We start from the raw sequence: 13,007 nt of genomic DNA, 5'->3' as shown, positions 1-13,007 counted from the left end.
CGGTCGGTGTCACCGGACCGGTTCGATGCTTTCCTCGATGTCGTTGAGGATCGCCTGCACCGGGCCCCAACACAGTGCCACGCTGCCCTTGTCGAACCTTGGCTGCTTCTCCAGCTCGGCACGCGGGTGGATGAAGTTCCGGTACTTGCGAACGTTGTCCATGAAGTCCTTCGCGTCGAGTTGGATCCACTCCTTCTCGTGTGCGGTGTCGAGCATGAGCTCCAACCCAGCGCGGTTGGCGGGGGTGTTCCTGCCGTTCCTCCCGACGAAACCGTTCTTCCGGATTTTCTCGTCCCGTTCGGTCAGCAACGCGTACAGCAGTCCCTCGACGAAACTCCCGATACCGATGATCGCCATGGTGTGGGCACCGCTGTCCTGGCACAACCGGGTCTCGTTCACCCGGTTGACCAGCAGGTCGACCGCTTCCTCCTCCTCAATCAACAGCCGCAGTCGTCGGTCCAGGTCCTCGGGTGCGGAGAAGACCGCCTGCTCCCCGTCGGAGTCCAGCGTGCCGAGCACCGGACGGCCTCCCGTCTGGGAGACCACCAGCCGCTCCGCCGCCAGCCTGGTGTTGATCGCCTCGCGGAACTCCTCGGCGGAACTTTCGCCGTCCTCGTACTCCCGGGGATCGCAGACCCGGCACAGTAACCGTTCGATGTCGGAACGGTTCTCCTTGCGGTCGATCAGTTGCTCGGACAGCCACTCGATCCGAGGTGATCCGTCGTACTCGGGCGGAGCCGACCAGCCCGCGTGCCGCAGCAGCTTCTCCAGCTGATACGTCTTGCGCTCGTAGGGACCTCCGATGTCGACGATCACCTCGGCGATTCGTTCGGCGGTCCGATCGTCCAGCGGAAACGTCAACTCTGCTCCTTGTCGGCCTGTTGCTGCGCGGTGTCGACGGCTCTGGTCAGTCGCTCCACGATGCGTGACCCCTTGCGTTTGAAACCGAGTTCACGCATCGCCTGCTCGATCCGCTCCTGCCGGTCGAGGGGCAACCGGTCGGTCAGCAGCCAGCCGCACAACTCGACCAGCTCCTCCTCGCCGTAATCCGCTATCCGCAACCCGGGGGTGATCGCGGGACGCGGGCCACGGGTGATGGTGACCTCGGGCGGCGCGGTGCCCCCGGTGTCCCTGGTATCTCTGGTGTCCCCGGTGTCCCTGGTGTCCCCGATGTTCCCGGGACTCTCGGGTTTGTCGGGAACGGCGGGCGCGGGCTCGCGTTCGGCATCGATCATGGCCTGTTCCCAGGCCTTGACGATGCGTTCGGTCTCGCCCTCCCGGTCGGCGAACCAGGCCGAGGCCCACACCCGGTGGAACCGCCAGCCGAGGTTCTCCAAATGGGCCTGCCGCAACCGGTCCCGGTCCCGCACGCTGTACGAGTTGTGATAGCTGTCGCCGTCGGCTTCCACGGCCAGGATCATCCGACCCGGTTCGTCGCGGTGAGCCAGCGCGAAGTCGATGCGGTACTGGGAATACCCCCACTGCGGGTAGACCTCGATTCCGCGTTCGCGCAGCGCGTCGTGGATGTCCCGCTCCAGCCCGTTCAACTCGACCGGCTGTTGTCTTCCGACCTGGTCGATCCGCGTCTGGTTCTGGGCGAACTCCAGGTAGCGGCGGAGCAGCTCGGTACCGGTTCGTTCCTCACGAGGTGCCAGATCGTGGGGTCCGAAGGAACTGACCACCGTCATTCTCGTCTTGGCGCGGCTGACCGCCACGTTCAGTCGGCGCGGCCCTCCCTCGTTGTTGAGCGGACCGAAGCCGGTGCGCGCCACGGTGCCGTTGGCCCGCTTGGCCACCCCCAGCGTCAGGATGATCGCGTCACGCTCGTCACCCTGGACGCGTTCGAGGTTCTTGACGAAGAAGCGCCTGCTGGGTTCGGCGTTCTCGTCGAAGAAGTCCTGCAGCTCCGGCCGGTCCCGCAGTGCCTTTCGGATGGCGTCGTCCACACGGCTCATGTGCTTCTGCCCCATGGTGATCACCCCGAGGCTTTCGTGCGGGCGGAACTCGGCGTGCTCTAACACCCGTTCGACGACACGCTCGACCTCCTCCGGGGCCGAGCCGTCCTGACCGGGCGAGGCGACCCCGTCGACAACGTCGAGCGTGACCGGGGTGTCCCACCGGGCGCCCGGAAAGGTCACCAGCTCGTTGTTGTAGATCTCCTCGTTGGAGAAGGCGATGAGCCGTTCGTCCCGACTCCGGTAGTGCCACCGCAGCGTCCGCCGGATCGGGATCAGCGAACGCATCGTCGTCAGGATGGACTCGTAGTCCCGCAGATCGCCGTCGTCGTCATCCTCGTCCGCTGCCTCGGAGGGCTCTTCGAGCATCCGGCTGAAGAAGTTCGTCGGCGGCAACTGCTTGTCGTCCCCGGCGACCACGAGCCTGCGCCCACGGGCGAGCGAGGTGACCGCGTCGTGCGGTTCGATCTGGCTCGCCTCGTCGAACACGACCAGATCGAACAGCCGCTCGGGAGGCAGCGTGCTGCTGACCACCAGCGGCGACATCGCCCAGCACGGCCGTAGCGCCAGCAGCACGTGCGGGGCACGTTCCACAAGTCGCCGGATCGGCAGATGCCGGGACTTCTTGTTCGCCTGCTTCCGCAGTAGGTCGGTCTCATCCGGGAACTCGTCGCGCACCCGGCGCAGCGCGTCGGCCACCGCCCACCGCACCCGCTGCGCCGAGGTTCCCCGGTGTTCCCGGTCGGCCTCCTGGAACTCGTCGACGGTCCTGTTCCGCTGCTCGCCGTTGACCTCCCGCAGCGCCGGTATCCGGAACTTGAACTCGTCGAACAGGCATCGCAGCCAGCAGTGCCGGAACAGTAGCCAGGTCTGTTCTCCCGTGGCGTCGCGGCGGGCCGCTTCGCCGAGCAGCTCCGTCAAGCCCAGGCGCCGGAACTCGTCCAGCAGCTCGTTGATCCGGGGCATCTGCCACATCGTGTTCTTGTCGGCGGCGAGTTCGCGCAGTTCCTCCTGGACCTGCTCGGTGGGGCGGGACTCGTAGTCGGTGAGCCGCGCGCACATCGCCACCGAGGTGAGCTGGTTTCGCAGTGTGTGGAAGGTCTCCATGGTCTGTCGCAGGTCCACGACCTCGGCCGGTTGCACCTGGCCGCCGCCCAGCTCACTCCAGCGGTCACGCTGTCGCACGATCTCGTTCAACTTCGCGTGCAGCGCCCACTTCTTGGTGATGCCGTCCGTCGAGGCCCGCCTGACCTCCTTCAGCAGTGTCCGGCGCTGCCGCCAACCGAGCTTCCGGCCGTCTCTCGCACGCTGCTTACGACTCGCCGTGGCGAGCCACCAGTCGTCCAGTTGGGTGCCGAAGACGTCCGAGCCGAAAGCCTCGACGCTGTCGCGCACCTCGTCGAGCAGTTCCAGCACGTGCTGCCAACCCTCGAGATCGGTGGGCGGTGTGAGACCGGTCTGGCGCAGCAGGGCGTGCATTCCCTGCTGACCGTCCCGCAGGGTCCTGGTGGTCAGCTCGTCGAGCTCGGCCGTCACCCGTCTGAGATCCGCTTCGGTCCGGATGTCGGCCTGCCACCACGGTGACTCCTTGCGCAGGATTCGCAGTCCTCCCGCATCGACGAACTGGTGCAGTTCCTGCTCCAGCCGACGCACCGTCGCCGCGTCCAGCGCGCGCAGCGTCGAATCACGGAAGAAGTGATCCGTCCGATGCTGTTCCCCGAGCTTGAGCAGCTCCAGCTGCACCTCGTAAGCGCTCTTCTCCCAGGGATCACGTCGAGCGTGCAGCTCGTCGGACGAAACGCGCAGCGAATCGCGCCGCTCCGCCAACCGTTGGTGCAGTTCCCCGGTCTCCGCCGGTTGTTGCCTGCTGGTGGCCTGTAGGCTCTCCTGCAACCGCTGCGCGAGCTGCTTCTTGTCGACCTTGCGCTGGTGCAGGTCGAACACCAGGTCCGCCAGGTTCACCTCGGCGAGCCGGTTCGTCACCGCCTCGATCGCCGCACGCTTCTCGGAGACGAACAGCACCCGTTTTCCCTGCGCGGCGGCGCCCGCGATGATGTTGGCGATCGTCTGGCTCTTACCGGTACCCGGTGGTCCCTCGACGAGCACGTGCTGGTCCGCCAGGGCGCTGTTGATGGCTCCCTGCTGCGAGGAGTCCGCGTCCTGCACCGGGTGCTCGGTGTTCGGCGCGATCTCGTCCGGTGGCGGGGGAGCGAAACCGGTGCTCTCCTCCCGCACCGCCTCCGTACTGGCTCGGTGACCTGCCAGTGCGGCGACGAGCTCGTGCTGGGCCAGCAGTTCCGTCGAGTTGCGGAGATCCTTGACCATCGGCAGTTTCTCGTAGTTGAACAGGCCGATGACCACCGAACGTTCGAGTTCGATTCCCATGTCCTGCCGTGCCGCCAGATCGACCAGTTCCCCGTAAACGCTCTCGAGCTGTTCCCCCGGGTCCTCGTGCTGGCTCAACCGATCCTCGACGGCGCTGGTGAACCGTTCGTGATCGATATCCAGGCCGTACTTGCGGTCGAGGGCGTACAGCAGCACCTGGTTGATCTCGACGTCGTCGAGCCGCAGCACGAAGTCGTTCTCCGAGACCGTTCGGGACTCGATCCGCAGTGTGCGCAGGAGCAGCGGTGCTCGGGTCGCGGGAACCGATTCGCTGCCCCGCACCTGCTGCTCGGTTCGCACCAGTCCCTGGGCGACCTTGCCCACCTCGACGCCCTGCTCCTCCTCGGCCGCGTTGATCCTGCGTCGTATGTCGCGGATCCGTTTGCTCGCGTCCTTATGCGCGTCGGTTTCCCGGAACAGCGAGCTCAACCGCGTTTCCGAACCGGTGAGCAGAGTGCGCAACTCATCCGGATCGGCGGAGGTGAGGTCCAGCGTGGTCGTTTTCCTGTTCTTGAAATGCAGCAGCGTGTTGGTGGTCCCGAGGTCGACGAGCTTGTTCGCCCATTCCTCGGCCTTCGCGCGCACCAGTTCCTGTAATTCCTGGTCGTTCTCGGTCGACATGCCCCGCAGTCCCCATCAGAGTGCCCTGGACCGTTGAGATTCCGGGCTGACCCGTCTGTGATCAGCCTTTCAGGATGCCGCAACGGGTAAGGCGTTGCCATAATCCGAATGGGTGAGATCAATACGGATCGGCTGTGGCGTATTGCACACGGTATTCGTCTGTGCGTTCCGGAATGCGGATCATTCACCCGTTCGGCGGATTTACCCCAGCGAGCTTTACGAGATCATAGAGGGCTTTCCGATCGCTGCGTGCGAGCGGTGATCGTCGGCTGAAGACCGAGGGGGACGTATTGCACGAGCCGACCGCTGCGGACGAGGAACCGGACGCGGCTCCCGAAACCGCTGACCGTGCGGCTGTGGGCGCGCTCGCGCGTGCCACGTTGTCCCGTGCCGACGAAACGAGGAGCACCGCCGAGCGGCTTCGCTCCGCACCGGAACGGTTGCGGGAGCGAGCCCGCGAGCAGCACGCCGAGCTTCACCGACGTGCCGTCGCCGCGCGGCTGAAGGACGCCCCGCTGGACAAGTTGCGCGAGGCGGCGGGTGGCAGGATCCGATTCGACGCGCTGGAACGCGCCGGATACCGCGACGTCCGGCAGGTGCTGTCCGCTCGTTCCGAGCAGCTGCGTCGGCATCCCGGAGTCGGGGAGAAAACCGCCGAAGCCACCGTCGACGAGCTCGGCGACAGCATCGACGCGTTGTCCGCCGAACTCGACTCGGTCCGACCGATGGCCGGGCGTGCGGGCAGCAAGCTGCGGATGATGTTCGCCGGCCGCGCCAAGAAGCAAGCCTCGCTACGTGCACTGGCTCGGCTCGAGGACCTGCTGGAACAACCGTGGGTCGAGCGGAGCACCGATGCGGCGCGGCGGGCATACGAAGTGGCCGGACGGCAGAACGCGGCGGACGGAGTGGGACTGAGCACCCAGTCCGCTTCGGTGGTGATCCTCGCCGAACCACAGCTCAAACCCAGCACCGAGGAGCAGGCCATCGCCCGCTGCCACCGCATGGGGCAGACCCGCAAGGTCCACGTGCACCGGCAGATTGCCAAGGTCACCGTCGACCAGCGGCTGGCCGAGGTGTTGGAGGGCAAAACGCGACTGTTCGACGCCTACGCCCGCGACAGCGCGGCCGAGAACAGCGATGACTCCGCCGTCGACACCGAACCGATCGACCAGCGACTGCTGCACGACGAAACGATCCCGATGGGCCAGCGGATCGTGCGCGTCTAACGAGAACGGCTGCGGCTCGGCGAATGGGTGGAACCCTGATGAAACGACTTTTCCGGCGCGGAGCCGTTCCCGCGCGTTGTCGACTCGAGCACGCGGAATCCGGTGGGTGCGGCAATCGCAGTCGGGAAGCGTTACCGGAATTCGGGAAACAATTCGGTAACGTATGGATTTTCCGGCAGTGTGAACTGTCCGACAACGGACTGCGCTATCTTGTGGTGACGGGAGAAACCGTGACAGAGCTCGGGGTGTGCGGACTACGTCGATGGGGGCCCGTACCAGCCCGAAAAGGGGACAATCGATTGATCTCGACCGGGCAGGGGTGCGTTCGACAGTTCCCCACTCCCCGTGTATCCGCCGATTCGTGGTCGAGTCTCGATCGGAACTCTCGATTACGTCCGATGTGGCGGAATATTCCGGCGTCGGTGAGGAACACCGACGACCGTCGATACAGCGGGTTCGGGTGGAACCGCGAGAGCAGCGAGACGCGCGTATGTGGCTTAGGGGAGGAAACGTGGCGGAACCGAGAATGATCAACGATCGCTACGAGCTCCAGGCCGTTCCGCTGGCCAAGGGCGGGATGGGGGAGGTGTGGGCGGGACGTGACACCAAGCTCGAACGGGAGATCGCGGTCAAGTTCGTCCGGTTTCCCGACGCGGAACCCGACGAGGAGCTGGTGAGCAGGTTCCACCGCGAGTCCCGCGTCACCGCGCGGCTGCGGCACCCGGGTGTCCCGTCGATCTTCGACGTGGGCACCCACAACGGGCGGCCCTACCTGGTGATGGAACTCGTCCACGGCATCAGCGTCTCCGATCTGATCGCCGAACACGGCACGCTGCCGCTCGGCTGGGCCGCCGCCATCGCCGCGCAGACCTGCTCGGTGCTTACCGCTGCCCATCAGGAACAGCTGGTGCACCGCGACCTCAAACCGTCCAACCTGATGCTGCAACCGGACGGCACCGTCAAGGTGCTCGACTTCGGACTGGCCGTGGCGCTCGACGTGGCGGACATCTCCCGGCTGACCCGTACCGGCCAACACATCGGCACTCCGGCCTACATGGCTCCGGAACAGATCCAGGACGCCACGAGCTCCACCCGCAGCGATCTCTACTCGCTGGGTTGCGTGCTCTACGAGGCGCTCACGGGGACGCGGCTTTTCCGGGGGCCCACCGACTACGCCGTGATGAGCAAGCAGGTCGGCCAGCCACCGGTACCGGCACTCGAACACCGCCCGGACATCCCCGGCGAACTGGACGAACTCCTCTCCGAGCTACTGGCGAAGGAAGCCGAGGAGCGCCCCGACAGTGCCCACACCGTCTACCGCAGGCTGCTGCCGTTCACCCGGCACCTCGAAGTGCTGCCGGGAGCGCTCGCGGCGCCGGATACCCCCAGCCCGACCAGGATGTACGCCTCGGTGCTGAGTCGGGTTTCGCCGTTCGACGACTCCGATCGGGCGGGCTCGGTGGCCCCGGATCACGGTGGCCCAGCTCATGCCGCCCCGGCTCACGGCGGTGCGGCCGATAGGGCAACGGACGGTGCCGGGACGGAGATTCCGCACGAGGAGGCACCGGCGCGACCGGAACCACCGGAAGCGGGCGAGCCGAGCACATCCGCTGCCTCCGGCGATGACCGGGACGGTCGGAACTCACTGACCCGCGATGAGTTGGAAACGGCCAAGAACCGGGCCGACTCCCACGTACAGCGCTCCCGATACGACGAGGCCGCCGAACTGCTTCGGTCTACAGTGGATTCAGCGAGCAGGGCCTTCGGCAGCACCGACGGTGACGTCATCGAACTGCGCCTGGAGTGGGCCCGAGTGCTCTACGACGGCAGCCAGTACCAGCGGGCCGGACCGGTCTACCACGCGTTGGCCACCGATCTGGCACAGCGTGACGGGCTCGATACCGAACTCGTCTTCCACTGCCGACTGCGCAACGCGAGCTGCCACGCGCTCGGCGGTAACCACAGCCACGCGCTCCGGGCCATGAACAGCCTGCTGGCCGACGAACAACGCGTATTCGGCGATGACCATCCCCGCACCCTGGATCTGCGGTGCCAGATTGGGTTGCTCCAGCTCGGGGCGGGCAAGCCGGAGGAAGCCGAGTCGACCCTGAGCACGCTGCTCGACGACCTGCTCCGCACCCACGATCCCGAGCACTCCACCGTCGTCAAAGTGCGCGAACTGCTCGACGGGTTGCCGGGTGGAGGAGGATGATCATCAGCGGTGTCCGGAGCCTCATCGGGGAAAACGATCGAATCGGACGGACTGGGGTCTTTCGTGGATCGGGGCGACGCGGCGCCGACGACAGTGACAACGACGGACAGCGGCACCGGAGACAGCAGTGGCCCGACTCGGCATAGACAAGGACTTCCTGCACGAGTTCGCCAAGCTCGAAAAGCAGGTTCAGGAGCGGGTGAGCCAGACCCTGACGAAATTCGATCAGGTCAGCCACGCCGGAGCTCACCTGGAGAAAATAGCCAACGCGCGCGATCCCCGATTCCGCTCCATCCGGATCAGCGATTTCTGGCGTGGGGTCGTGCTCGCACCGGACTCCGGGGACAGCTACACCCTGCTCACCGTGCTGCCGCACGATGACGCCTACGCCTGGGCGAAACGACGCAAAGCTTCCGTCAACGCTGCCACCGGGCGGATCGAGATCCGCGACGTCGCGGCCGTGGAGGACAGTCTGCCCGGCCTGTCCAGACTGGCCGAAACCGCACCCAGCCGGTTGTTCGACCACGTCAAGGACTCCCAACTGCGACAGCTGGGCATCGATGAGCAAACCCTGGCATTCGCCAGGGCGCTGACGGACTCGACGCAGCTCGACGCGGCCAAGTCCTTCCTGCCGGGCAACCAGTGGGACGTACTGTTCGGGCTGGCCGCCGGCTACACCCCCGAACAGGTGTGGGCGGAACTCGCCGCAGAGGTCAGCGATACCGGGTTCGACCCGGACGATCTGGACGCGGCCGTGGAACGCAGCCCCGATCGTGTCGTGCTCGCCGACGGCCCCGAAGATCTCATGGCGATCTTCCGGCACCCGCTGGCAACGTGGCGGATCTACCTGCACCCGGTGCAGCGCTCGGCGGTGGAGGCCTCCTACAACGGTCCCGCGCGCGTCACCGGCGGACCCGGCACCGGCAAGACCGTGGTGACCATGCACCGCGCCCACCAGTTGGCGGTGAACGGGGCGGGGCCCGTGCTGATGACCACCTTCACCGCGACCCTGGCCGAGTCGCTCGGCACCGGCGTGAGACTCCTCGTCGAGGACCCCGGGGTTCGCGAACGCATCCACGTGCACCACGTGGACCAGTTCGCCAACCGGATCTTCCGCGAACACCACGGACCGCCCACGATACTGAGCACGGACGAACAACGGCAGCTGTGGCAGTCGATCGTCACCGACTTGGAGCTATCGTTCTCGGCGAACTTCCTGGCGGAGGAGTGGCGGCAGGTCGTGCTGGCCCAGCGGGTCGGCAGTGCCGAGCAGTATCTCGGCGCCAAACGCGATGGCCGGGGGCGCGGTCTCGGCAGTCGGCAGCGGGCGCAGGTCTGGCAGGCGATCTGGGAGTTCGAGAGCGAACTACGGCGGCGGGGCGTGTGGACCCACGAGACGATCTGCGTCGAGGCCACCAGATTGCTCGAACAGCGAACCGAGCGGCCCTACCGGCACGTCGTGGTCGACGAGGCGCAGGACCTCAGCCCGGTGCAGTGGCGACTGCTACGAGCCGCCGCCCCCGAACGGTCGGACGACATCTTCCTGGCGGGCGACACGCACCAGCGCATCTACAACAACCGCGTGAGTCTGCGCGAGGTGGGCATCCGGGTGACCGGGCGGTCGAGCCGGTTGAACGTCAACTACCGGACCACCGCCGAGATTCTCGCCTGGAGCCTCGGGCTGCTGCGCGGCGAGACCATCGACGACATGGACGAGGGACTCGAAGCCATCGCGGGCTGCCGCTCGGAGGTGCGCGGCAAGCACCCGTGGGTTCGCGGTTTCCCCACCAGAGCCGCCGAGCTCGAACAGCTGGTGACCACGCTGCGGGGATGGATCGACACCGGGATCGCTCCCGGCGAGATCGGGGTGGCGGTGCGCTCCAACAAACTCGTCGAAACGGTCGTGGCCGAACTCGGTAAAGCGGGGATCCCGAGCGTGAAACTGCTCGGCGGTACGACAGAGGAGGACGACGCGGTCGCGGTGGGCACCATGCACCGGATGAAGGGGCTGGAGTTCCGCTGCCTGGCCGTGGTCGGGGTCACCGAGCACCACGTTCCGCCCGTCAGCGCGATCACACCCGCCGAGGAGGACACCTCGGCACACCGCAGGGACACCCAGCGCGAGCGGTGCCTGCTGTTCGTCGCCTGTACCCGCGCCCGGGAACAGCTCGCCGTGTCCTGGCACGGCGGCAGGAGCCCGTTCCTGCACACCCAGAACTGACACCGGTCGCGCCCGAGTTTTCCGTACACCGTGCGACCCGCCACGACTACAGGCCGCCACGACCACAGGAAGGTAGAACATGCCGACGCTTTCCACACTGCTGTACCAGATCGACTCCGGTTCCGTGCTGCTTCCCGAGTTCCAGCGTGGCTACGTGTGGAACCGGGACCAGGTTCGGGAGTTGATGCAGTCGCTGTACCGGGGACATCCCGTGGGTGGGCTGCTGATGTGGGAAACCGACGCGGAAGGGGTTTCCGTCCGGGGCGAGACGAGCGGCCAGCAGGGAACCCATCTGCTGCTGCTGGACGGTCAGCAGCGCATCACCTCGCTGTACGGCGTGGTGCGCGGCAAAGCCCCGGCGTTCTTCGAGGGGGACCCGGCGGTCTTCACCAAGCTGTACTTCAACGTCGCCGAGGAGAAGTTCGAGTTCTACGCGCCGTCCAGGATGGCCGACGACTACCGCTGGGTGAACGTGACCAAACTGTTCTTGGAGAACCTCGGCGAGTACATCACCAGTTTCCAACAGCACGACCCGGCCAATCTCGGCCTCTACGTGGAGCGGCTGAACCGGCTGCGCAACCTGCTGGAACGCGAGTTCTACGCGGAGAAGATCACCGGAAACGACAAGAACGTCGACACGGTGGTCGACATCTTCAACCGGGTCAACTCGGGCGGGACGAAGCTGTCCAAGGGTGATCTCGCGCTGGCAAAGATCTGCTCGCAGTGGAGCGACGCGCGCGGCGAGATGCGCGACAAGCTGCGGGAGTGGCAGCAGGCGGGCTTCGACTTCACGCTGGACTGGCTGCTGCGCAATGCCAACGCGGTGGCGACCGGCCGAGCCCTGTTCACCGCGCTGGACAACGTCTCGGCCGGGGAGTTCCGGGACGCGCTGTACAGGTCCACCGGCTACATCGGCCGGTTCCTCGACCTGGTCTCCGGGCGGCTCGGCCTGGACCACGACCGGGTGCTGATGGCCCGCTACGCCTTCCCGGTGGTCTCGCGGTTGTTGGAACTCAACGGTGGCCGGTTCGACGACCGTTCCCACCAGGACAAGGTGCTGTACTGGTACGTCCACGCCGCGCTGTGGGGACGCTTCGCGGGCTCCACCGAGACCTTTCTGCAGAAGGACTACGAGACCGTCGAACGATCCGGCATCGACGGGCTGATCACCTCGCTGGAGCGGTGGCGCGGCGGCAACCTCGACGTGCACGCGCACGACTTCGAGGGCTCGACCAAGGGATCGCGCTTCTACCCGCTGCTGTACATGCTGACCAGGGTGAACCAGGCCCGCGACTTCGGTAGCGGTATGCCGTTGCGCGCCGACATGCTGGGTAGGAACTCCTCGCTGCAGGTGCATCACCTGTTCCCCAAATCGCTGCTTTACCAGGCCGGTTACGAGCGTTCCCAGGTCAACGCCATAGCCAACTTCTGCTTCCTCACCCAGGACACCAACCTCGTGGTGGGCAACCGGCCGCCCGAGCAGTACTTCGCCGAGGTCGAGGAGAAACACCCCGGTGTGCTGGCCTCGCAGTGGATTCCCACCGATCCGGAACTGTGGAAGATCGAGCGCTACCCCGACTTCCTGCAGGCACGGCGCGAGCTGCTGGCCGAGGCGGCGCGGTCGTTCCTCACCGAGCTGCGCACCGGGCAACCGACCGCCGACCGGGAGGAGCTGCAACCGCTGTCCATCGCCGGGGACGACGACATGGACGCCCGTGTTGCCCAGGTCAACGGGCTCATTTCCGAACTGGTGGAGCTCGGTTGTGCCAGTCCCGCCACCGACACCGAGATCGCCGATCCCCGCACCGGTCGGGCGCTGGCCGTCGCCGAGGCGTTCTGGCCCGAAGGGTTGCAGACCGGGCAGGGGAGTCCGGTGGTGCTCGAACTCGACACCGCCGACGCCGATCTGCCCCGGCTGGAGGAACTCGGCTACGAGGTGTTCACCTCGGTCGACGCGCTGCGCGGTTACGTGCGGCGTCGCAACCGCAGCGAGCCCGAGCCCGACTCCGATGCCGACTCCGCGACCGAGCAGTCCCGTGAGCCCGACCCCGCGCGGGAACCGTTGGTGGCCGAGTTCGAGCAGCGGATGCGCTCGCTGTACGAACGGGGGCGCAAGGAGGCGCACTACACCGCAACGTACTTCCTGAGTATGCTCGCCGAGCACGGTGGGCTTTCCACCGCGCACAAACTTCTCGCCGGTGGGGGCGTCTCCGACGGTTTCGCCGCGCTGTGGGAGCGAGGAAGGTTGGACCTCACCGTCGAAGCGCTGGCCACCGAGCCACGCTTCGCCGAGTTGTTCTCCACCGAGGAGTTGCGAACGGCCGAACACCGACTCAACCAGTTCGGCTACGACGTCTGAGCGGGATTCCACCGTTCGATCAGTGGGA

The 13,007-nt window shown here is 66.4% G+C and carries 6 protein-coding genes; 4 read left to right on the top strand and 2 right to left on the bottom strand.

All coding sequences use genetic code 11. The annotated features are described in order from the left end of the window. Window positions 1–9: 9 nt before the first annotated feature. Together J2S53_RS07805 and J2S53_RS07800 are read right to left on the bottom strand one after the other, a co-directional pair. Complete coding sequence (locus J2S53_RS07805) at window positions 10–861, bottom strand: hypothetical protein (protein ID WP_456240430.1); 852 nt, start codon at window positions 859–861, stop codon at window positions 10–12. After that, window positions 858–4,961 carry an AAA domain-containing protein gene (locus J2S53_RS07800; RefSeq protein ID WP_456240429.1) on the bottom strand — a complete coding sequence of 1,368 codons (4,104 nt, stop codon included), beginning with the start codon at window positions 4,959–4,961 and terminating at the stop codon, window positions 858–860. Before J2S53_RS07800 ends, J2S53_RS07805 begins: the two co-directional genes overlap by 4 nt. Window positions 4,962–5,251: 290 nt before the next feature. Between J2S53_RS07800 and J2S53_RS07795 the strand changes: the two genes are divergently transcribed. The 4 genes from J2S53_RS07795 to J2S53_RS07780 all read left to right on the top strand — a co-directional run bounded on the left by J2S53_RS07795 (window position 5,252) and on the right by J2S53_RS07780 (window position 12,979). Next, entirely contained in the window at window positions 5,252–6,187 is a 936-nt protein-coding gene (locus J2S53_RS07795) for a hypothetical protein (protein WP_456240428.1), read from the top strand. A gap of 511 nt (window positions 6,188–6,698) precedes the next feature. Further along, the gene (locus J2S53_RS07790; RefSeq protein ID WP_456240427.1) at window positions 6,699–8,399 is read left to right on the top strand and encodes a protein kinase domain-containing protein; all 1,701 of its coding nucleotides are present in this window, start codon (window positions 6,699–6,701) and stop codon (window positions 8,397–8,399) included. Between the two features lie 127 nt (window positions 8,400–8,526). After that, on the top strand, window positions 8,527–10,620 hold the full coding sequence (locus J2S53_RS07785; RefSeq protein WP_456240426.1) for a UvrD-helicase domain-containing protein: 2,094 nt from the start codon (window positions 8,527–8,529) through the stop codon (window positions 10,618–10,620). A gap of 79 nt (window positions 10,621–10,699) precedes the next feature. Further along, complete coding sequence (locus J2S53_RS07780; protein ID WP_456240425.1) at window positions 10,700–12,979, top strand: GmrSD restriction endonuclease domain-containing protein; 2,280 nt, start codon at window positions 10,700–10,702, stop codon at window positions 12,977–12,979. The last annotated feature ends 28 nt before the right edge of the window (window positions 12,980–13,007 follow it).

It is taken from the genome of Actinopolyspora lacussalsi, from assembly GCA_030803735.1.
GTDB classification, from domain to species: domain Bacteria; phylum Actinomycetota; class Actinomycetes; order Mycobacteriales; family Pseudonocardiaceae; genus Actinopolyspora; species Actinopolyspora lacussalsi.
Note: the sequence above shows the minus strand (reverse complement) of the source record. Positions and strands in the feature narration are given on the sequence as shown.

Bases quoted from the DNA above. Each gene is read 5' to 3' on its own strand.
- J2S53_RS07800 (WP_456240429.1), bottom strand. From the start codon at position 4,961: ATGTCGACCGAGAACGACCAGGAATTACAGGAACTGGTGCGCGCGAAG.
- J2S53_RS07780 (WP_456240425.1), top strand. From the start codon at position 10,700: ATGCCGACGCTTTCCACACTGCTGTACCAGATCGACTCCGGTTCCGTG.